Origin of the sequence: Trichococcus patagoniensis (assembly GCF_003051085.1) — a bacterium.
GTDB classification, from domain to species: domain Bacteria; phylum Bacillota; class Bacilli; order Lactobacillales; family Aerococcaceae; genus Trichococcus; species Trichococcus patagoniensis.
Window position 1 is genome coordinate 80,559 of record NZ_QAOM01000005.1, and the last position, 20,822, is coordinate 101,380.

Here is a 20,822-nt window from a genome sequence, read left to right on the forward strand (position 1 = left end):
TGTTTATTTATTTCAAAATCGCATTTGCGATGAGCTTATCAAATTTTCTGATATCAATGCCTTTTTTTAGATTAACTTTGATGTGCCCTGCGCGCGTCCACAATTCCACTTCTGCATTCAAATCGAATGTTCCGGCATTTTCTGTCGACCACATGTTTATGGACGAATAAGGCAATGAATAGATTTCAATTTTCTTTCCGGACAAACCTTGTGCGTCTCTAATTATCAATCGTTTGTTTGTAAAAATGGCACTATCCCGCATTGTTCTGTATGCGGCTACTGCTTCTTCACCAGTAACCAATAAATCATTCACGTCTTCAGGAATGGGGCATTCGCTGACTAAAGTCCATGCTAAAATTGCACTTGTTTCTGCCAATTTGATTTCCTCCTTAGGTCTTCTTTTTATTTACAATACTGCATTTATAACGGTTTAGCGTATTAGCGTTTCCACTACATTTACTATTTCATTTGAATGTGTTGTTATTTCAACTGGGTTTGAAATTTCATAACTGGTTTTATTACTGTCATTTAGAACCATCTTGATTTTATTATCATATACAAAGACTCTCATTATCCATTTACGAATATTATCGTCAAGTAATATATTAAAATAGCTTTTATTATCACGATAATACAGGCGATCTATTTGAATCGTATCTTTTAAGATTATTTTAACTATGGTAAATGTTTCCATTTCTTCAGCAGTAGTGATAATTTCTGGTTCTGATGGAGTCGGTTCAATTATTTCTTCTTTGGATGCAGCGGATGTATTTAAAGCGGCGCTTAACTTTTCATTAACACGCTCATTGATAAATTGAGAAAGGCCCTTTTTAATTATAGGTTTAAATTTGTCCAATGTATTTTTTGTTTTTACGCCATCATAAATTTCACCGACTAAATATTTTGTGAATTCTTCGGAGGGAGTATTCATCTGATCATTTAAAAATATTTTTAAGTTATTTAAATATTTCAGCTCAGAAGCGGTGCTGATAATATTTTCGATGTCAAAATTATCTTTGTGGAATTTAGCAACTTCGGGTATTTGGCTATCTTTAATGTTGGAGATATTCACTATCAAAAACGGCGTGATGTCCATTTTATTTTGTTCTTCTAAATCTGTAAAGAATTTATATTCCTCTCCATTAGTTAATATTCCAAATTTTGAAGTCGTGGTACCAAAGTATCGAAATAGCTGAGAATCATGTTTAGTTAGTTGTTCATTGATTGCTTTTGCTTCAATCAGTATTACCGGTTGACTGTTGAGCATGATGGCATAGTCAACTTTTTCACCCTTTTTTATGCCCACATCTGCTGTAAATTCGGGTACGAATTCGGTCGGATCAAAGATATCATATCCTAAAATTTGAAAAAAAGGCATGACCAGAGATGTTTTAGTAGCTTCCTCAGTATTTATATTGTTTTTTATCTTTTCAACGCGTTTACCAAGTTTCTTTAATTCTTCACCGAATTTTTCAACATCCATTTTATATCCTCCTCCAATTATGTAATATTCACGGAAGACCTCTTGCCGTTATTATAATTATACTCTAATTAGCGATAAATATTGCAGGCAAAATAAAATATTTAATTTGTATTAAAATGAAACTTTTCCTATTGATGATTTGACATTCCTTTGTTGTATAGTTGTGGGTGAGTCTTTACTTTATAAAATTTGATACGGCCCTTTCCATCCGCCATATATCTGTTATAATGGCGTGGATATCTTTTCCCGAAAGGTATCCAACTGCTTCAAATCATACATAAAGGAGTGACCTCTTTGAAGTTACTGCATACATTAAAACCAATAGCAGCGGTCGTCGCCGGAAATATCATCGTAGCCTTTGCGATTGCGGCATTCATCCTGCCCAAAAACTTGATCGCCGGGGGATCGACGGGTCTTGCCATTATTTTGAATCATTTTTTTGGATTGAACATTTCCTTGGTCGTGCTGGTTTTCAACGGCTTCATGTTTTTCGTCGGGGCGGCTTTGTTGGGCAAAAAGTTCGCCTTGACGACGATTTTGAGCACGATTATTTTTCCGACTTTTTTGACTTTTTTTCGGACAGTGCCCGCTTTGCAGGACATGACCGATGACATCTTGCTTTCGGCGATCTACGCGGGGATCCTCTGCGGTCTTGGTGTGGGACTGGTGTTCAAGGTCGGCGCTTCGACCGGCGGGATGGACATCCCGCCGCTGCTTCTGAACAAGCATTTCCGCATCCCGGTTGCGGTGGGGATGTATGCGTTCGACGTCATATTTCTGCTGGTCCAGGCATTCTTTTCCAGTATGGAGCAGATACTTTACGGGCTCATCATGGTTTTCCTGACGTCCATTGTCATTAATAAAGTCATGGTGACCGGAACAAATAAGATGCAGCTTTTCATCATTTCCAAAAAATATAAGGAAATCCAACAGGCGCTACTGTTCGTGCAGGATGTCGGGTTGACGATGGTGAACATCGAAACGGCTTTTGAAGGGGTGCAGCAGCAGGCTGTCCTTTGTGTCATCGAGCAGCGCAAACTGTCCGCCATCAATGCCTTGGTCAACGATATCGATCCATTTGCTTTCGTGATCATCGGACAGGTCCATGAGGTCGCAGGGAAGGGTTTCACGCTGGAACGCCAATCCGGGCTTGTCGAATAATAAAATAAAGCAGAGGCAGCCTCGAATTTTTCGAGGCTGCCTCTGCTTTATTGGTTTTTATTACACAACTAAAATTGGTTTGTTGACAGTTCCGTTAGTGAATCGAGGTAAACAGTCGACAAACAGCGGAGGCGTCAACTGCTCTCTTGCGCGTCAGCGTGAAAAGTCAACGAATCCCGAAAGCGTCGGCTGTTCTATCTTCGTTCCAACGCTAACAGCCGACGTGGCCTGCTAAGATATAGTTATTCGGCAGCTGTTCAGTACCCGCGCACCGTTTTTTTCGGTACGAACAATTGCGGGTTGGTTTTCGCGATGACCGCTAAAACCATAATCGTGAAGGCACCGGTGGCCAAAGCACTCACGCCGTTCATAACGATCGAGTAGAGCCAAGCGCTCCAGCCTTCAGGTGCGTAGGATCCCCAGAAATAATAGCCGGCGATTGTGTGCCAGAAGTAGCGGCCGACCGTGCCGACGATAGTGCCCAAAATGACTTGCCACACTAATGCTTTTTGATTTTGATCAGCGATCGCTTGTTGGACTTTCGGCGTGAAGAGGCCGGCCAAGCCGGTGAAACCGAAGGCGATGAAGTACTCTATGAATCCTTGCAACGGGGTCAGGATGTAGGCCGTCCCGATCAGAATGTGCAACACACCCCACAGGAAACTGGCGAAGAACCCAGGAACCAATCCGCGGCGCAGACAGTACAGGATCATGACCGGTGCACCAACTGTTACGGAAAAACTCGGGCCGATATTGAAAGGAATCAAGGACAACACGGTTGCTAAAGCAGCGATGATGGTTCCTTCAATCCAGATGTTCAGATTTTTAGACATAAAAAAACTCCTCCTTTTTGGGCATAATATACCATCAACAAAGGAGGAGAATGAATTTCATTTCTCAATCACAATCCCTACGCTCGTGTTAACGAACAGGTTCGAAGGGTCAGAATTTGCATTCTATCTCAGCCATGATGGCACCCCTTTGTGAAACGGTTTATTCAGTTGAAATTAACTTTACTACAGTTGATTTTTTTATGCAAGCTGCAGGTTGCACAAAAGCACGTCCGAAAACAATGCAGTCCGCCTTTACGTTTGTGCAGAACGGCCTATTTCCGTTCTTTTTCAGCCTGTACCTTCAGGATGGCTTCGCGTTTCTTTTTCTTCTGCGTATTCAAGTAGGAATCTACCACGGCGCCGATCAATGTACCGATACCGAACCCGATGGTCAGGTTGCCCGCGAAGTAACCGATCGAAGCCCCGATCAGCATACCGTACATCGTGAAATTAAAGGAATTTTGCAAACTTGGATCTTCATCCACCGGCAGATTTTTCTTTGCTGCCGCGCCGGTATTGTTTTTATGCAGTTCCGGAACTTTCGGGGTCACGTTCTTGCGTTGGATCTGATTGCCTTTGTTCTTTTTCGCCATTTATTGTACATCCTTCCGTCTATCTTGGAACATTTCACTCTCCAATAATCATCTTATCAGTTCGTTTCGGGCTCTTCAATAGCTTTTGGCGTCGGAATGGCAAAGAGGGGAAGAAAAAGAAAAATTTGTTCCAAATTCGGCTTATCAGTCTTCCGTTTCTGACAGTTCAACGGGATCACCGTTGTCATCCTTAAAGAAGCCCTTCATCACGAAGGCATCGTCAAGTGGCCGATAACCGATGGCTGTGCGTGCCTGCGAGATGTCCAGACGCGGGAACCGATTGTCCGACAGTCCGTTCACCAATAGGAACGGCTCGATCAGCGTGGCGTTGAGAGCGCAATCGATGAGATGACAAAGGTCCCTCGGCGACACATATTCGGCCAAGTCTGCTTCATTAATGAATGGATTGTCGAGGTTTTCATCGAAGTTGCCGATGCGGATGCCGATTGATTCTTGGCCTTCGGTAAAGGCGAAGTGGCTGGCCAAGCTCTCCAAATAGGCTTTTGATACGCCGTAAAGGTCACCCGGACGGACGGGGGCATCGACGGGAATCTGTACATTTTTTGGGTATGCGCTGACGGTATGGAAGGAGCTCGCAAAGATGATGCGCTTGACGAAGTTCTCGTACTTGGATGATTCCTTAAACAGGTAGTAGGGCATTTTGTAGTTCAAGCTAATAAGCGAATCGTCGAAAGCAGCATAGGGCGAAGGGTTTGCGGCCAGATGGATGACGTAATCGATCCCTTCCAGCAGGCCATCCCAGTTGCCGAGAACAGTCAGGTCCAGCTCCTTGACGATGGTTCCCTCCAAAAGGGCCGGCTCGACGTCATGGAAATGGATATCAACCAAAGTCAGTTCGTAGTCCTTCTTCAGATGATCCACCAAAACTTTTCCTATATTACCGCTTGCGCCTGTGATCATGATTGTAGTCATTATTGGTAAACCTCCTTGTTTCTATGCGACAAACTTTGCTGTTATGCTCGTGAGTGGCTTTACTTTAACTGTATGCAAGCTGCCGGAAAATGTCAATGGATAGCCCTTACAAATACGCCGATTCGGCAAGCAAAAGCAATGTTTTATTTGTGTAAGGAATGGGTAAATTAATTGAGCCCGGGCGATTATCCGAGTATAATAAGGGTAAGGTGATAGGCAAGGGCAAGCTGTTTTTCAATCGAAAATGAAGGGATGAGTCGGATGGAATTGTTGAATTTGCAAATGCGCGCTTTTCAAGGTCAGTGCGGATCTGTTGCGCAACAATCTTCCCATTCATTCTATTGCCCGACAGAGCACGTGCTTTCGCATGTGTTTTTTTGTTGGTCCTGAACGGAATCAGCAAGGCTTATCATCATGAACACGAGCATTAAACGGGGGTGATGATTATCAAACTTTCTCAACTTAAGCCAAAACGGAAAGGAACGGTGATCCGACGCATATCTCCTAGCTGTCAGGTGTGACAGCCATCGTACCGATGAAAGGCGTGAGGCCGGATAGCATGGGAACGTATCACCCGAAAAACTGTAAAGATAAAAAAACTGGCGAGGATCCTTTGTGGGATCCCCGCCAGTTTTTTGATTTTTGAATCGATATTATGCTTTTTTGACGAATTCGGATTTCAGCTTCATCGCGCCGAAGCCGTCGATTTTGCAGTCGATGTTGTGGTCGCCTTCGACCAAGCGGATGCCTTTGACTTTCGTGCCGACTTTCAATGCAGTCGGGCTGCCTTTGACTTTCAGGTCCTTGATGACCGTCACAGTGTCGCCGTCCTGCAGCAGGTTGCCGTTCGCGTCCTTGACGATCAATTGACCTTCGTTCGTTTCTTCAGCAGCATCCGCGCTCCATTCGTGCGCGCATTCGGGGCAGACCAGCATCGTGCCGTCTTCGTAAGTGTAAGCTGAGCCGCATTTCGGGCAATTCGGTAATTCCATCATGATTGTTATTCCTCCATTGTTTTGAAATACTGTCTTCTGACTTTTCATTTCCGGCCTTTTTTTCCCAGGCGGAAGATGCTTCTATACTGCCACATTTTCGCCTTGTTGACAATAGAATCCGGACAATATAAGAATAATAACCAATAAGCAGAAAGAGAACCGCTTCTTCGTGTTTTCCCGACAGAGCTTGTCCGATAACCCGGAAGAATCGGACAACCAGAGCATGAATGTTGTGGAGCTTGTCCGATAACCAGGAAGAATCGGACAAGCAGAGCATGAATGTTGTGGAACGTGTCTGATAACCGGGAAGAATCGGACAACCAGAGCACGAATGTTGTGGAACTTGTCCGATAACCGGGAAGAATCGGACAACCAGAGCATGAATGTTGTGGAACTTGTCCGATAATCTGGAAGAATCGGACAATCAGAGCATGAATGTTGTGGAACTTGTCCGATAACCCGGAAGAATCGGACAACCAGAGCACAAACGCATTGCGCTCTACACAAAAGACCCGGATCGTAGGCATCGATCCGGGCCTTTTCGATTATTTAGCGCTCAAAACAGCATCTTTCTGAACTGACATTTTCGCTTTATTCTCTTTGATTGCTACTTGCGCAGCCGCCAAGCGGGCGATCGGCACGCGGTACGGCGAGCAGGAAACGTAATCCAAGCCGATGCTTGAGAAGAAGGCGATGGATTCGGGATCGCCGCCGTGTTCGCCGCAGACGCCCAGCACCAAGCCGGGATTGGTTTCGCGGCCCAATTTGGCGGACAATTTGACGAGTTTGCCGATGCCTTTGACGTCCAAGGTATGGAACGGGTTCGGTTTCAGCAAGCCTTTGTCTTCGTATTCCTGCAGGAACTTGCCGGCGTCGTCGCGGGAGAAGCCGAAGCCCATCTGGGTCATGTCGTTCGTGCCGAAGCTGAAGAAGTCGGCCTCCATTGCGATTTCGTCGGAAGTGACGGCCGCGCGCGGGATCTCGATCATGGTTCCGATCAAGTAAGGGATGGTCGCAGCCTTTTCGGAGAAGACCTCCTCGATTTCCGCAACGATTTCCGCTTTGACGTAGCGCAGTTCATCGACGTCGCAGACCAACGGAATCATGATTTCCGGTGTGATTGTGCTACCGGTCTCTTCGGAAGCGACGATGGCCCCTTCGATGATGGCGCGCACCTGCATCCGGTAGATTTCCGGGTAAGTGACGGCCAGACGGCATCCGCGGTGGCCAAGCATCGGGTTGACTTCGTGGAGCGAATCGATGTGCGCTTCCAAACCAGCCAAGCCGGTTCCCATCGCTTCCGCCAGGGCAACTTTATCTGCATGTGCAGTAGGCAGGAATTCATGCAACGGCGGGTCCAACAAGCGGACGGTCATCGGGCGATCCTGCAGCAGGGCGAACATTTCCTGGAAATCCTGGCGCTGCATTCCCAACAATTCTGCCAGGTACTTTTTGCGTTCGTCCAACGTCCGGGAAAGGATCATCTGGCGGACAACCGGAATCCGATCCTTATGGAAGAACATGTGCTCAGTCCGGCACAGGCCGACGCCTTCCGCGCCCAGGGCCAATGCCTGCTTGACGTCGGTCGGTGAGTCCGCGTTGGCTTTGACCTGCAGCAGTTTCATTTCGTTGACCCATTCCATGAAAGTGCTGAATTTGCCGCCCAAAGTCGGGTTCTGTTTGGCGATGGTGCCGGCGTAGACTCTTCCGGTTGCGCCGTCGATCGACAGTAGGTCGCCTTGGTGCATGGTCACGCCATCGATGACGACGGTTTTGTTCTCTTCATCGATGACAGCTGCAGTACAGCCGGCCACACAGCATTTGCCCAAACCGCGGGCCACGACTGCCGCATGCGACGTCATGCCGCCGCGTGCTGTCAGGATGCCTTCGGAACTCATCATGCCGGCCAAATCTTCCGGTGATGTTTCGCGGCGGACCAGGATGACCGGCAGGCCGTCCTTTTGTGCTGCTTCGGCATCGGCTGTGGAGAAGTAGATATGGCCGGATGCCGCTCCAGGCGAAGCGCCGAGTCCGGTAGCCAATATCGCAGCTTCATCCAAGGCTTTTGTGTCAAAAGTAGGGTGGAGCAATTTGTCCAACTGGCCGGTTTCGATGCGCATCACGGCTTCTTCTTTCGTGATCAGGCCTTCATCAGCCAAATCCACGGCCACTGCGACGGCTGCGGCTGCTGTGCGTTTCCCGTTGCGGGTCTGCAGCAGGTATAGTTTGCCTTTTTCGATCGTGAATTCGATGTCCTGCATATCGGCGTAGTGGTCCTCCAGTTTTTCGGCGATGTTCTTGAATTCGTTGTAGACGGCAGGCATCACTTCTTCCAGCGTGTCGATGTTCAATGGCGTGCGGATGCCGGCGACGACATCTTCGCCTTGCGCATTCATCAGGAATTCGCCGAACAGTTTTTTCTCTCCGGTCGCCGGGTTGCGCGTGAAGGCTACGCCGGTACCCGAATCATTGCCGCGGTTTCCGAACACCATGCTTTGGACGGTGACGGCTGTGCCGAGGTTGTGCGAAATATTGTGGATGTCGCGGTAAAGGATAGCCCTTTCATTGTTCCATGAAGCGAAGACGGCTTGGATGGCTTGCTGCAATTGGTCCAACGGTTCCTGCGGGAAAGTTTCGCCGGTTTCGCGTTGGTAGACGGCTTTGTATTGCGCGACCAAGGCAGTCAAATCATCCAAACTCAATTGGTTGTCGAACTGGTAATCGTTCTCATTTTTGACAGTATCCAGGATCGCTTCGAAATGGATGCGTGGCACGGATTTCACGACATCGGCGAACATCTGGATGAAACGGCGGTAGCTGTCGAATGCGAAAGTCGGGTTCTGCGTCTGTTCAGCCAGACCGGCGACGGATGCATCGTTCAGCCCCAGGTTCAGGATCGTGTCCATCATGCCGGGCATCGAGAAGGCGGCACCGGAACGGACCGACACCAGCAACGGGTTGGCAGGGTCATGGAAAGATTTCCCGACCGCGTTTTCCAGGTCGATGAGGGCGGAGTCGATCTGCTGCAGGATCGGAGTCCAAAGCGTCCGGCCTTCATCAAAATAATGGATGCAGGATTCCGTCGTGATCGTGAATCCTGGAGGGATGGGCAGGCCGAGATTGGTCATCTCGGCGAGGTTGGCGCCTTTACCCCCCAACAACATCTTTTGTTCTTTTTTGCCTTCTGAAAAACGGTACACCCATTGCTTCGTCATATACTTTTCCTCCTTGTGGTTGGTCTATAGTTGCTTGCGGTTGATATTCATGACATCCATGTAGTGCAGAATATGGTCAGCGGTTTCTTCGATCGCTTTGTTCGAGACATCGATGATTTCGCAGCCGATCTGTTTCATGATCTGGTCTGCGTATTCGAGTTCCTCAAGGATGCGCTCCATGCCGGCGTAGCTGGCGGATGGCGGCAGTCCCAGCGTTTTCAGGCGCTCTTTGCGGACTTCGTTGAGTTTCTTCGGCGAATTGACGAGGCCGATGATCCGTTCCGGCGCGATCGAGAAAATCTCTTTCGGCGGCTTCGATTCCGGAAAGAGCGGGATGTTTGCGACTTTCACGTTTTTGTTCGCCAGATAGATCGACAGCGGCGTCTTCGAGGTGCGGGACACGCCGATCAAAATGATGTCGGCTTTTTCGATGCCGCGCGGATCGCGTCCGTCGTCATATTTCACGGAAAACTCGATGGCCTCGACGCGGTTGAAATAGTCCGCATTGAGTTGGCGGTTGATGCCCGGTTTTTCCTTGGCCGGAAGTTGGAACAGTTGCCCCAAACCGGTCAGGATCGGACTGTAGATGTCGACGCCGATCAAGCCGGCTTTTTCGATCCGGTCCTTCATGTAATCGGCCATTTCCTTTTTCACGAAGGTGTAGAAAATCATCGCATGGTCGTCATCGGCCGCTTTTGCGCAGATTTCGTCGATTTCCTCGGTCGTCTGCACGTAGGAATATTTCTTCAATTGGTAATTTTCCGTCTCGAATTGGAAGAGGGCGGAACGGATCACCACATCAGCTGTCTCACCGATGGAATCGGATACTAAGTAAATCGCATTAAGGTCCATTTGCACACTTTCCTCCTAAAGGTCTTTGTTGAATATATCAAGCAATAATCTGCTGGCGGTCGATTTTGAAAATTTTCCGATGACCTCTTTTTTTCCGGTTTCTTCATACACGGAACGGGAAAGGACTGGTAAACTGTCGACGCGATGGGTAACGAGCAATTTGGTGGCATCGACAACGAACGTGTCGCTGAAGACGGTATACAGATTCGGCATCTTCGTCATGACCATTCCGACCGGGATGGCATTCAGATCGGAATCGCCCAAAGCGCTCTTAAGCAAGTCCTTGCGGGAAACGATCCCAAGTATTTCCCGGTTGTCTGTGACATAAAGGGAACCACAATCCTCCAGGAAAAGCTGGATGATGGCATCCTGGATGCTCGTTTCTTTGGTGAGATTGACCGAGATGGCCATCACCTTTTCGACTTTTTGTTTGGCAATCTGTTCGACCAGCACAGAGTTGGTGTGCTCCTCGTTGATCAGATAGCCGACTTTCGGTTTGGCAAGCAGGATGCCACTCATCGTCAGCAACGAGAAGTCCGGGCGCAGTGTCGCCCGCGCAAACCCTAGTATGAAGGCAATCTTTTCACCGGAAATCGGCTGCTGTTTCTTGACGATTTCGATGATCTGTTTTTGCCTGTCGGTGAGTTCCATTTTTCCACCTCAATTCTTAATGTGATGTGCTAATGAGTATATAGTATGTCACATTGAAGACGTTGTCAACACAAAGTGACATCTTTTTCACAGTAATGTTCCAAGTGCTGAGAGCGGTGGGGCCGAAGCAAGTGGAAATATAGCTGTGGAAGGTGAAATTCCCGAATGCAAGACGGGTATCCGATAAATTTGTATCAGCAGGGAGCGAAAGCCCCGAATGTTGGAGGAGCATTCGGGAATATGAGCCTTGCCGCAGAATAAATACGCGAATGCGACTGGCTTATTCGGGAATTGGGCAACACAGGCCATTAGGATAGCAGAGCGCATGTCCCAAAAGCATCCGGCACCATTTCCGACAACTCCAGCGCCAATTTTGTGGCATCAAGCACCTTGCTCTATGGTAAAATAGCAGAGACTAGATATGTGAGGATGTGGCTGGATATGTACGAAGTGGGCTTCGATATACAAGATATTTATGATATGACATATAGCGATGTGACGTACAGCAAAGGGAAACACTTGTACGAGAGCGGAGCGTTGCGGGGATTTGTCTCGGACCATTCTCACCAAAATTTCAAGGCCGACATCAAAGGCACGAAAAAATATGAAGTCGAAGTTTATCTGGATGAAGATGGCGATGTGGACGATTATTACTGCACCTGCCCGGCTTTCGAAAACTATGATGGGCCCTGCAAACATGTAGTCGCGTTCCTGATGACGATACTCAAATCTTCATCGGGTTTTACGGACGACGGGAAACCATTCAGCGGGTCAGGAACGACGGGCAATAAAGCAAACAGCCCGTCCCGGAAAAAGTACGATACCGAACAGACGAAACACTTGCTCGATGTGCTCCAGTTCGAATTGCTTCAGGAAAATGATCTGATCGAGCGGACCCCGATTCAGGTGGAGTATACGCTTTTCATGGTCGATTACAGCTATTCCAAACGCTACAGCCTGCGGATGCGGATAGGCTCCGGGAACTTTTATACGCTCAAGGACTGCGAGCAAGTCATCGATGATATGCTGAAAGGGAATACGATCCCTTTCGGAAAGAAGTTCACATTTTCTGCGGACAAATACGCATTATCCCCGGAAGATCGCGCCATTTTCCTGACGTTGAAACAGGTCATCGATACCGCGGCCGTCTCCAGGTACCATTACCCGACGGCAGAGGAGCGGAAAGAAATCGTCTTTCCGCCGAGCATGGTGAAGGAGCTGATGGAGCGCTTGGCGCAACGACCATTTGTCACGGTCAAAACCAATTCCTATCAGACCAGCGGACAAAGGCTGACGCCTGAACATTTGATCCCGGATTCCGCTAAGCTTCCGATCAGTTTCGTGTTGAGCGAATTGCCGGATGGGGGCCTTCTTTTCGATGAAACAACGGATCCGGCGGAGAACAGTCTGTTTTTCGACGAGGCGGACATCCTCATGGTCGACGACCGTTTCTATTTTTTGAAGTCAAGCATGAAGGAACGCCTGCTCAGTCTTTACGAAGCGCTTGCCGATTCCGGTCATAATGGGCTGCATATACCCCCGGAAGCGGCGGGGGACTTCCTGGCGATCGCCATTCCGGCTTTGCAGAAGGTTGCAACGATAACGCTGGAGGAATCCGTTCGGGAAACTTACCAACAATTTCCTTTGAAGACTGAACTCTATCTGGATTGGAAAAAGGATAGGCTGATCATGGAATTGTTTTTCAATTACGGGGAAACGAAGATTGATGCCGCAAAAGAGGCTGCGGTCCACAAAGATTTAGCCCCGGATACGGTCATCAGGGATCGGATCGCCGAAAGCATCTTAATCCAAAAGTTGACTGAAACAAGCAATGATGCCTTCATTTATAATGAAGCCCTCTATTTGGCGGATTTGGATGACATCATGTCTTTCCTTTACGAAGGCTTGGAGAAACTCTCTCCGCACTGCGAAATATTCATGACCCCAGCCGTCGAGAACCTCCTTTACCAACCAGTGCGGCCGCCGAAAGTCGCCATCGAAGTCAACAATCAGTCGCGGCTTTTGGATGTGACCTTCAGCACGGAGGACATCAATGTGGAGGACCTGAAACAGATGGTCCTTCAGATTGCGCAGAACAAGTCGTATCATCGCTTGTCCAACGGCAAAATTGTCGATCTGCGCCAAAAGGAAATCAAGGAACTGACCGATGCGGTCGTGCAGTTGGATGTGCCGCTGAAGAGTCTGCAGAAGGAAATGTCCTTGCCGCTCTATAAAGCTTTCGGAGTCGATACGGCTGCGGGGATCGTACATCAGGATGAGGATTTCATGACGCTCATAAACCGGATGGAGAAGCCCGAAAAGATCGAATTCGACTTGCCTGAGGATGTGACGGCGACTTTGCGTCCTTACCAGGAAACAGGCTTCAAATGGCTGAAGGGGCTTGATCATTACGGCTTCGGCGGGATCCTTGCGGACGATATGGGGCTCGGCAAGACGCTGCAGGTCATCAGTTTCATCGCCGGTTCGCTCGGGGAGGGCGACAGTAAACCTTATTTGGTCATCTGTCCTTCGAGCGTGCTCTATAATTGGCAAAAGGAATTCAAACAGTTCGCGCCTACGATCCGAACGCAGCTCATCACCGGCAACAAGAACGAAAGAAGAGGCTGCATCGCAGACGCGCAGGCCGAGCAGACGCCGGTCTGGATCACTTCCTATCCGCTGCTGCAGCGCGATGAGGACCTTTATGAAGGCTTGGCTTTCCGGACCGTCATTTTGGATGAAGCCCAGAGCGTCAAGAATGCCACCGCGAAGACGACGAAAGCCGCATCCGCGCTTATCGCCAACAACAAGATCGCTTTGAGCGGAACGCCTATCGAAAATGCCCTGTCCGAACTGTACACCATCTTCAGCATTGCGCAGCCCGGCCTTTTCGGAACAAGAACGGACTTCAAGAATATGGAACCGGCGCAAATCGCCAAGAAAGTCAAACCGTTCATCCTGCGCAGGCTGAAATCGGATGTGCTGAAGGATCTGCCGGCGAAGATCGAATCGATCGCTTACATCGAAATGACGGAAAAACAAAAGACCGTCTATCTGTCGCAGCTGCAGCTGATGCGCAGCGAAACAAAAGAGATGCTGGATGCGGATACGCTGAACGAAAACCGGATCAAAATCCTCGCCGGGCTGACGCGCCTGCGCCAAATCTGTTGCGACCCTGCCTTGGTCCTGCCCGACTATGACGGCGGTTCCGGCAAACTCGACCGGCTGATGGAGTATCTGGCCGAAGCCAAAGAGAACGGCAAGCGGGTCGTCCTGTTCTCCCAGTTCACGCAAATGCTGGCCATCATCCGTGAAAAGCTGGATCAGTTGGATGCGGCCTACTTCTATCTCGATGGCAAGACGCCGAATCAGGATCGGTTGACTTTGACGACCCGCTTCAATGAAGGCGAGAAGGATCTTTTCCTGATTTCACTGAAAGCGGGCGGGACCGGCCTGAACTTGACCGGCGGGGATACCGTCATCCTCTACGACTCCTGGTGGAATCCGGCCGTCGAAAGCCAGGCGACCGACCGCGTGCACCGTTTCGGCCAGAAGAAGGTCGTCCAGGTCATCCGCCTGATTGCGACTGGCACAATCGAGGAACGGATCAACGAATTGCAGGAACTGAAACGCGAAATGATCGATTCGGTCATCCAGGCAGGCGGCCAATCAGTGACCTCCTTGACGAAGGAAGAATTGATGCAGCTGCTGGAAATGTAATGGTTGTTTTTGTTGAATCGGTGAAGTTGTTGCCGATGTCTGCAACAAAATAAATGGTCTGAAAAGGAAGGGGAATCTTGATGACGGCTACACCAAATCCGGAAATGGATTTTGAATTATACATGGATACAGCGGTCCTGGCCGGGAAAATCATGCTGGAAAGCAACGCAGAAACGTACCGTGTCGAGGATACGGTGACGCGCATCCTGAAGAAGACCGGGCTGGAGATGACCGAAGCGTTGGCTTTGACCACCGGGCTCGTCGCTACGCTCGACAGTCCGAATATGCACGCGATCACGGTCGTTAAACGGATCACGGAACGCACGACGAATTTGAACCGTGTTTCCCGCGTCAATGCCGTTTCGCGGAATTTCGTCGAAGACAGATTGACGATCCAAGAGGCTTACGATGCGCTGCAGAACATCGACGAAATCCAATACAGCGGACGCCAAAAGAGTTTTGCACTGATCGGCTTCATCCAAATGTTCATCTTTTTGATGGGCGGCACTTTCTATGACTTTTTGGCGATGATCCCGGTCAGCGCCGCAGTTTCTTTTGTCCTGCACATCGCGGCCAAATGGAAGATCCGCCCGTTCATCCAGAACATGGTCTCCAGTTTTGTGATCGCCGTGTTGACGGCCATTTTGTCCGAACTATTAACGTTTCCGATCCAGCCGGATACAATCATCATTAGTGCCATCATGCCCTTATTGCCCGGTACCGTGCTGACGAACGGCATCCGTGACACTTTCCGCGGGGATTACATGTCAGGAGCGGCCAAAATATTGGAGGCCTTTGTGATCGCGGTATTCATCGCAATCGGCATCGGTGCCGGTTTGGTCGTCGGCGGGGAGGTGATCCGATGACTCTGTTCACTATCATTGTGGAAATGATCGTTGCTTTTGTGGCCGTCTATTTTATCGCCATCACCTTGGAAGCTCCGAAACGGACGTTGCGCTACAGCGCTTTGGGCGGGGCTTTAGGCTGGGGCGTCTACCTTGTCGGTTTGTCTTTTTTGGACATCGTGGGAGCCACTTTTATGGCGAGCCTGTTCATCGCTTGGATCGCGCACCTGTTCGCGCGATATTTGAAAACGCCGGTGACGATCTATTTCATTCCGGCCTTCATCGCCTTGGTTCCCGGAGCCGGCGTTTATCAATCGGTCTATTCCTTCATCAACAAAGAGTATGCATTGGCGCAGCAACATCTGATCCTGACATTGCAGATATCAGGAGCTATCGCACTGGCGATCTTCATTGTGGACAGCCTTTTCGGGCTCATGACCAGGATTAAGGCTTCAAAGGAAAAGAATAGCCCGGCCAAATAGTGTTTGCGAGGTGCGGGCAAGCGGGTGGACGGCTTTCCACGACACAGAGTTGTAAACTGGATTTAACATAGCCGTATCGGAAATATGCTAAACTTGTATCATTCAGAAGGGGGCTACTGCATGTCCGAGAACAATCAAAAACCGACAAGACAAGATTTACACCGAAATCATAAACGCAATAACCTGCTCGTTATAGTGGGCATTATCGCCGCCGCATTTTTGGGGCTCGTGCTCCTTTATAATATTTTTTACGGTAATGACGAAGAACCATCCGTAGCGGCAGGTAATCAAACAAATTCACAAAACATGATCATCACCGAATCGAATGATTCCAGCGAAACTTCATCATCAGCTAAAAAATCTTCGGATAAAGAGGAAGACAGCTCCGAGGAAGAGTCGGAAGAAGAGAACGATAAAGATAAAGACACCGAGACGGAGGAAGTTCCATCCACCGATGACAATGTGAGCACGGCCTATACCGGCGACTGGGAACCGATCGGCACAACCCAAACCGGGGAACATGTCACGGATTACAGCGACGGCTCCGCCGACCGCAATGAAATCAAGCAAGCCATTGCTGCCGTGACCGGCATCAGTAGCGATAACATGATCGAATGGTGGATCGGCAACGCCGGCGATCAGCAAGTCACCGCCACAGTCTCGGACACACAGAAAGAAACGATCGCCCGCGTCCAGCTCGACTGGATCGACGGCGAAGGCTGGCAAGTCACGCTTGTGGAAGAACTGAACGCGATACCGAACAATTGATTCATCTAAGAAGACGCTCTTGCAGGGCGTTTTTTTTGTTGCTTATTTGGAAAGGGTTCTGTACGAATTGCTCATTTTGGGGTAAGCTATTTTTGAATAGGAAACAGTTGAGGGGTGTCAAAAATGGAAGAAGAGAAAAAACCTTACGGAACGGTCTTGCTGAAAGCCGCAAAAATAATCGATCATTTATCGAACAGCAAGGAGGCCCAGAGTCTGGCCGCCATCGCCGCCAACACGGGTCTGTCCAGCCCGACGGCACTGAAAATCTTGGATACGCTGCTGCTGATCGGATATGTCGAAAAGGACGAGCAGATGAAGCGTTTTACCTTGGGCAGCGCGCTGATCCGCCACGCCAACAACCGGCTGGCGAATCTGGATATCATCAAAATCACCGATCCGTACCTGCGGAATCTGCAGGCGGAACTGGATGAAACCGTCCATTTGGGCATTCTGGATAAGGATGAGGTCCTCTACGTCAACAAGTTGGAGACGCAAAAAGCCATCGCCAACATCAATTCGCGGATCGGCAACACCAACCATCTCTACAGTTCAGCGATGGGCAAGGCGATGCTGGCCGCCTTCAGCGATGAGAAATTAGCGGCGTATCTGGATCGGGTCGAATTGGTTGCGGACACGCCAAACACGATAACGGATCGGGATGTTCTGAAGGAAGAAGTGAAAAAAGTCAAAGAGTCGGGGTTTGCCACCGATGACGAGGAGAACGACCTGGATGTCATCTGCATCGGGGCAGCGCTCGTGATCGACAACAAAATCTATGGCGCATTCAGCGTCAGCACGCCGAAGTACCGCTTCGAGCGCGAGAAGACCATCGCAAAGGTGCTAGAAACGAAAAAAAATCTGTTGGCCGGATTGAGCAGGACGAATACTTTTATTAACTGATTTGGCGTTCTGATTTGGTATTCTAGTTCGAGTTCGCGCGTTTGGATTTGACCGAGATTCCCCGCTAAAATGGGTTTTGCGGGGAATCTCGTGTTGTCCGTGGACTTTTTTCCCCGCCAAGGCCGCTTTGACGGGTTTTCTGACTGTTATTCGAACGGATTTTCCCCGCCAAAACACTTTTGGCGGGTTATTTTGGCGCGATAATTCATATCTAAATGTCCCGAAGCCTCAATTCTCAGGATAAATCAGAATATAGTGTAGTGTCTCGTTGATATTTAGAATCATTTCATCGCTCATACTAATCTTAATTGATTTTAAAGTCTTACAAATTACCTCATTTATTAAGGCCGCACTACACTAGCGCTGGCGCCGACTTCCGGTTGTCCGATTCTGTCGAGTTATCGGACAACTAACGCTGGTACTGGCTTCCGGTTGTCCGATTCTGTCGAGTTATCGGACAACTAACGCTGGTACTGGCTTCCGGTTGTCCTATTCTGTCGAGTCATCGGACAACTAGTTTAGTTTAGTGTTGATATTTAGCATCATTTCATCGCTCATACTGATCTAAATTGATTTTAACGACTTACAAATTACCTCATTTATCAATGCTACGTTATGTTAAGTGACAGACTATCGTCCAAACGTCAATAAAATAGAAATTCGCTCACATAGGTGTTGAAATAACCAAAAGGAAACCGTATAATGAAACCAAGTTATTTCCTAAATGAAAACATTGTTTCCTATTTGGAAATACACAGAGTTTAACATTGCATTTCAGGTCGGTTGCATCATACCAGAAAGAAGTATGTAACCGCGTTCAGGTAAATCCATTAATATAATCGGGAGCGTGCGAAAAGATGAGTAAAATTTTGACATTGGGCGAAATCATGTTGCGCCTATCTACAGATCCAGGAACATTGATGACCTATTCAACGAATTTCACTGGGCATTACGGCGGTGGGGAAGCGAACGTCGGCATCAGTCTGGCTAATTTTGGCCATGATGTGGCTTTTGCAAGCAAAGTGCCGGCCAATCCGCTGGGGGTTGCCGTCCGCAAGCATCTGAAAAGTTACGGGATCAGCACGGACTTGCTGCGGAAGGGCGGAGAACGCTTGGGCACGTATTATTTGGAAAGCGGCGTCGGGGAACGGGCGGCTTCGGTTGTCTACGACCGTGCTTATTCCAGTTTTTCAAGCATGGAAGCGCTAGAATGGGATTTAGACGAGTTGTTCGAGAACGTGAACCTGTTCCACATTTCCGGCGTTACCGCCGCCCTCACGAAGCAATGGGCCGAATGGACGGTCGAGTTGGTGCGTGAAGCGAATAAACGCGGCATCAAAGTCAGTTTCGACATCAACTACCGCGCCAAACTTTGGACGCAGGCCGAATGCGGGGCTTTCCTGAAGGAAGTCCTGCCGTTGACCGATTATCTTTCGGCCGGTAAATTAGATGCCTTGTATCTGATGGGGATTCCGGAAAATACGAGCGAACAGGAAGATGTGACTTATTATTACGAGAAGATGGCGGAAAAATATCCGAACATCGAAGTCATCTACTCCACCATCCGTCAAGTGCATTCCGCCAGCCACAATGTGCTCCAAGGGACGATGTGGTGCAAAGGCGAAACGACCTTCTCAAACGTGCATACGATCACACCGATCGTGGACCGGGTCGGCGGCGGGGATGCCTATGCAGCTGGGGTTATTCACAGTATCCTCTCCGGGTACACTGCGGAGCATACCGTCGATTTCGCGATTGCCGCATCCAGCATGAAACACACGATCCACGGCGACTGCAACCAGTTCTCCGCCGAAGAAGTGGAAGACTTCAAGAATTCCGAATCCGGCGCAATCAAAAGATAAGTATTCGTAAAAAAAGGCAAGCATCCGACCAAAATATCGGATGCTTGCCTTTTTGTCGGCTCCGCCGTGGTGATTTCATCAGATGAATTCGCTGTCGTATTGCTTCTCCAATTGTTTCATTTCATTTTGACTCACTTGGTCGAGCGTCATGAAAGCCAACAGCAGGTTGAAATCATCGCGGGCTTCCGCATCGGTGGCATCCCAGATGAGCGTGTGCGCTGCCTCGTCTTCATCGAGATCTTCCGATAAATCGACCATGTTGTCGCGCCATTTGATGTATGCTTCGTATTGTCTAGGTTTCATATGGTTACCTCACTTTTCTTTATTTCATTATGTAGATCATTTCGATTTCGCGCTTTTCAAGATCGGTGCCGCGCTTCATGAAGCCGGCGTTTTCGAGCGTTTCCCGTCCCCATTGGTTGCCGATCTGGATCGATGCCTGCAGCAGCGTGCAGGCGAATTGCGTTTCGATCCATTTCGCAATCTCCCGGACGCTTTCGGAACCGAAACTTTTGGATTGGAAGGGCTGGCCGATCATGATCTGTTCGAGCGTCATGATTGCAGCCTTTGCTTCTTTTTTGATGAACGCCAAGCCGACCAGTTCTTCCTCGGCATACAGGGCGACTGGGAACAATTCTTGCGGCTGGACATAAGCCAACGCGATCATTTCCGCATTCGAACGGACATATTTGCGCTGCCAATCATCGACGGATAACGCAAGCGCGGTTTCGATATTATCTTGTGAAAGGTTACGTATAGTGATCATTTTTTACCCCTTGTCCGTTGTATTATTTTTGGTTCCGTTTCCGTTTCGAAGGTGATGAGATAGGCCTCAAGCCAATTGCCGCTGCTCTTCAAAGCGAAGTAGCCGAGGATTGCGACGATCGCTGCGGCGGTGCAGTTCACGATCAGATCACCCATCGTATCCAGTAAAGCTGCCTGACCGATCAGCGGGATGCCCTCGATTGTAGCGGTCCGTTGCGTGTTCTGGCCCATGACGCTGTCAGCGAAAAATTCATAGAATTCCCAGAGCACACCGATTGTAGTTGCCAGACAGAAAGAAAAAAGCGAAGACAAAACCGGTGTCAGGTTCAACCTTTGGACGCCGCCCTCCTGCAGATTGGCGATGACGGAAAATCCGAGCACCCCGAATAAAGCGGAACTCAAGGCATGTTGGATGGTATCCCATTCGGCAACCGTGTCATAGAACCCGCCAAGACTGCCCAACAGGAGAGCCAAATAGAGAAACACAGCATAGATAAAGGTGATTCTTTGAGGCAGGAGGATACGCGTATGTTTCCCCAGGAGCGAAGGGAAGAGCAAAGCAACCAGCCCGAAGCCGACCTGAACGAGCCTCAGGAAATGCTCAGCTTGCTTCTCAGTGCCGCTCGTTTGGATGAACCGCACAAATTCATACCCGGTAATCAGGATGAAGCTCGCAAAGATGAACAGGATAACAGCGTAACTGAATTTTTTCAGAGTTTCACGCATGGTTCTTCAGCCTTCTTTCATTTATTCAGCGCATATAT

At 48.9% G+C, this 20,822-nt stretch carries 19 protein-coding genes and 1 riboswitch; of the genes, 7 read left to right on the plus strand and 12 right to left on the minus strand.

Going from position 1 to position 20,822, the window contains the following annotated elements; translation table 11 throughout:
• Positions 1-7: 7 nt before the first annotated feature.
• Together C8U37_RS04360 and C8U37_RS04365 are read right to left on the minus strand one after the other, a co-directional pair.
• Positions 8-376 (minus strand): PH domain-containing protein, encoded by a 369-nt coding sequence (locus tag C8U37_RS04360; protein WP_108032051.1) that lies wholly within the window; start codon positions 374-376, stop codon positions 8-10.
• A gap of 54 nt (positions 377-430) precedes the next feature.
• Entirely contained in the window at positions 431-1,483 is a 1,053-nt protein-coding gene (locus tag C8U37_RS04365; RefSeq protein ID WP_108032052.1) for a type I restriction endonuclease, read from the minus strand.
• Positions 1,484-1,777: 294 nt separating this feature from the next.
• Here C8U37_RS04365 and C8U37_RS04370 point away from each other — a divergent pair, with 294 nt between their 5' ends.
• The gene (locus tag C8U37_RS04370; RefSeq protein WP_146161805.1) at positions 1,778-2,644 is read left to right on the plus strand and encodes a YitT family protein; all 867 of its coding nucleotides are present in this window, start codon (positions 1,778-1,780) and stop codon (positions 2,642-2,644) included.
• 257 nt (positions 2,645-2,901) lie between these two features.
• Here the strand turns inward: C8U37_RS04370 and thiT are convergent, their stop codons facing one another.
• The 7 genes from thiT to C8U37_RS04405 all read right to left on the minus strand — a co-directional run bounded on the left by thiT (position 2,902) and on the right by C8U37_RS04405 (position 10,716).
• Complete coding sequence (gene thiT / locus C8U37_RS04375; RefSeq protein ID WP_108032054.1) at positions 2,902-3,477, minus strand: energy-coupled thiamine transporter ThiT; 576 nt, start codon at positions 3,475-3,477, stop codon at positions 2,902-2,904.
• 57 nt (positions 3,478-3,534) lie between these two features.
• A riboswitch (TPP riboswitch) is annotated at positions 3,535-3,635 on the minus strand.
• A gap of 114 nt (positions 3,636-3,749) precedes the next feature.
• The gene (locus C8U37_RS04380) at positions 3,750-4,070 is read right to left on the minus strand and encodes a hypothetical protein (RefSeq protein ID WP_108032055.1); all 321 of its coding nucleotides are present in this window, start codon (positions 4,068-4,070) and stop codon (positions 3,750-3,752) included.
• Between the two features lie 144 nt (positions 4,071-4,214).
• Positions 4,215-5,003 (minus strand): NAD-dependent epimerase/dehydratase family protein, encoded by a 789-nt coding sequence (locus C8U37_RS04385; RefSeq protein WP_108032056.1) that lies wholly within the window; start codon positions 5,001-5,003, stop codon positions 4,215-4,217.
• Positions 5,004-5,656: 653 nt separating this feature from the next.
• Positions 5,657-5,998 carry a zinc ribbon domain-containing protein YjdM gene (locus C8U37_RS04390; RefSeq protein ID WP_108032057.1) on the minus strand — a complete coding sequence of 114 codons (342 nt, stop codon included), beginning with the start codon at positions 5,996-5,998 and terminating at the stop codon, positions 5,657-5,659.
• A gap of 545 nt (positions 5,999-6,543) precedes the next feature.
• A complete protein-coding gene (ppdK, locus tag C8U37_RS04395; protein ID WP_108032058.1) occupies positions 6,544-9,213 on the minus strand; it encodes a pyruvate, phosphate dikinase in 2,670 nt (889 codons plus the stop codon).
• A gap of 24 nt (positions 9,214-9,237) precedes the next feature.
• Complete coding sequence (locus tag C8U37_RS04400) at positions 9,238-10,065, minus strand: pyruvate, water dikinase regulatory protein (RefSeq protein ID WP_108032059.1); 828 nt, start codon at positions 10,063-10,065, stop codon at positions 9,238-9,240.
• Between the two features lie 15 nt (positions 10,066-10,080).
• Positions 10,081-10,716 (minus strand): CBS domain-containing protein, encoded by a 636-nt coding sequence (locus C8U37_RS04405; RefSeq protein ID WP_108032060.1) that lies wholly within the window; start codon positions 10,714-10,716, stop codon positions 10,081-10,083.
• Positions 10,717-11,157: 441 nt separating this feature from the next.
• On the opposite strand from C8U37_RS04405, the gene C8U37_RS04410 reads away from it, so the two are divergent.
• The 6 genes from C8U37_RS04410 to C8U37_RS04435 all read left to right on the plus strand — a co-directional run bounded on the left by C8U37_RS04410 (position 11,158) and on the right by C8U37_RS04435 (position 19,293).
• On the plus strand, positions 11,158-14,436 hold the full coding sequence (locus C8U37_RS04410; protein WP_170100188.1) for a DEAD/DEAH box helicase: 3,279 nt from the start codon (positions 11,158-11,160) through the stop codon (positions 14,434-14,436).
• Between the two features lie 80 nt (positions 14,437-14,516).
• Complete coding sequence (locus C8U37_RS04415; RefSeq protein WP_245879756.1) at positions 14,517-15,302, plus strand: threonine/serine exporter family protein; 786 nt, start codon at positions 14,517-14,519, stop codon at positions 15,300-15,302.
• Positions 15,299-15,763: a threonine/serine exporter family protein gene (locus C8U37_RS04420; RefSeq protein ID WP_108032062.1), complete on the plus strand. Its 465-nt coding sequence runs from the start codon at positions 15,299-15,301 to the stop codon at positions 15,761-15,763. Before C8U37_RS04415 ends, C8U37_RS04420 begins: the two co-directional genes overlap by 4 nt.
• Before the next feature lie 120 nt (positions 15,764-15,883).
• Positions 15,884-16,531: a YrrS family protein gene (locus C8U37_RS04425; protein ID WP_170100189.1), complete on the plus strand. Its 648-nt coding sequence runs from the start codon at positions 15,884-15,886 to the stop codon at positions 16,529-16,531.
• Between the two features lie 123 nt (positions 16,532-16,654).
• Entirely contained in the window at positions 16,655-17,431 is a 777-nt protein-coding gene (locus tag C8U37_RS04430) for an IclR family transcriptional regulator (protein ID WP_108032064.1), read from the plus strand.
• A gap of 857 nt (positions 17,432-18,288) precedes the next feature.
• Entirely contained in the window at positions 18,289-19,293 is a 1,005-nt protein-coding gene (locus tag C8U37_RS04435; RefSeq protein WP_108032065.1) for a sugar kinase, read from the plus strand.
• Between the two features lie 78 nt (positions 19,294-19,371).
• Here the strand turns inward: C8U37_RS04435 and C8U37_RS04440 are convergent, their stop codons facing one another.
• The 3 genes from C8U37_RS04440 to C8U37_RS04450 are packed head-to-tail and all read right to left on the minus strand — an operon-like array spanning position 19,372 to position 20,784.
• Positions 19,372-19,596, minus strand: a complete 225-nt coding sequence (locus C8U37_RS04440) for a hypothetical protein (RefSeq protein WP_108032066.1) — start codon at positions 19,594-19,596, stop codon at positions 19,372-19,374.
• A gap of 19 nt (positions 19,597-19,615) precedes the next feature.
• Positions 19,616-20,059, minus strand: a complete 444-nt coding sequence (locus C8U37_RS04445) for a GNAT family N-acetyltransferase (RefSeq protein ID WP_108032067.1) — start codon at positions 20,057-20,059, stop codon at positions 19,616-19,618.
• Positions 20,056-20,784 (minus strand): DUF2238 domain-containing protein, encoded by a 729-nt coding sequence (locus C8U37_RS04450; RefSeq protein WP_108032068.1) that lies wholly within the window; start codon positions 20,782-20,784, stop codon positions 20,056-20,058. Before C8U37_RS04450 ends, C8U37_RS04445 begins: the two co-directional genes overlap by 4 nt.
• Between the last annotated feature and the right edge of the window lie 38 nt (positions 20,785-20,822).

Bases quoted from the DNA above. Each gene is read 5' to 3' on its own strand.
- C8U37_RS04365 (WP_108032052.1), bottom strand. From the start codon at position 1,483: ATGGATGTTGAAAAATTCGGTGAAGAATTAAAGAAACTTGGTAAACGC.
- thiT (WP_108032054.1), bottom strand. From the start codon at position 3,477: ATGTCTAAAAATCTGAACATCTGGATTGAAGGAACCATCATCGCTGCT.
- C8U37_RS04380 (WP_108032055.1), bottom strand. From the start codon at position 4,070: ATGGCGAAAAAGAACAAAGGCAATCAGATCCAACGCAAGAACGTGACC.
- C8U37_RS04385 (WP_108032056.1), bottom strand. From the start codon at position 5,003: ATGACTACAATCATGATCACAGGCGCAAGCGGTAATATAGGAAAAGTT.
- C8U37_RS04390 (WP_108032057.1), bottom strand. From the start codon at position 5,998: ATGATGGAATTACCGAATTGCCCGAAATGCGGCTCAGCTTACACTTAC.
- ppdK (WP_108032058.1), bottom strand. From the start codon at position 9,213: ATGACGAAGCAATGGGTGTACCGTTTTTCAGAAGGCAAAAAAGAACAA.
- C8U37_RS04400 (WP_108032059.1), bottom strand. From the start codon at position 10,065: ATGGACCTTAATGCGATTTACTTAGTATCCGATTCCATCGGTGAGACA.
- C8U37_RS04405 (WP_108032060.1), bottom strand. From the start codon at position 10,716: ATGGAACTCACCGACAGGCAAAAACAGATCATCGAAATCGTCAAGAAA.
- C8U37_RS04410 (WP_170100188.1), top strand. From the start codon at position 11,158: ATGTACGAAGTGGGCTTCGATATACAAGATATTTATGATATGACATAT.
- C8U37_RS04415 (WP_245879756.1), top strand. From the start codon at position 14,517: ATGACGGCTACACCAAATCCGGAAATGGATTTTGAATTATACATGGAT.
- C8U37_RS04420 (WP_108032062.1), top strand. From the start codon at position 15,299: ATGACTCTGTTCACTATCATTGTGGAAATGATCGTTGCTTTTGTGGCC.
- C8U37_RS04425 (WP_170100189.1), top strand. From the start codon at position 15,884: ATGTCCGAGAACAATCAAAAACCGACAAGACAAGATTTACACCGAAAT.
- C8U37_RS04430 (WP_108032064.1), top strand. From the start codon at position 16,655: ATGGAAGAAGAGAAAAAACCTTACGGAACGGTCTTGCTGAAAGCCGCA.
- C8U37_RS04435 (WP_108032065.1), top strand. From the start codon at position 18,289: ATGAGTAAAATTTTGACATTGGGCGAAATCATGTTGCGCCTATCTACA.
- C8U37_RS04440 (WP_108032066.1), bottom strand. From the start codon at position 19,596: ATGAAACCTAGACAATACGAAGCATACATCAAATGGCGCGACAACATG.
- C8U37_RS04445 (WP_108032067.1), bottom strand. From the start codon at position 20,059: ATGATCACTATACGTAACCTTTCACAAGATAATATCGAAACCGCGCTT.
- C8U37_RS04450 (WP_108032068.1), bottom strand. From the start codon at position 20,784: ATGCGTGAAACTCTGAAAAAATTCAGTTACGCTGTTATCCTGTTCATC.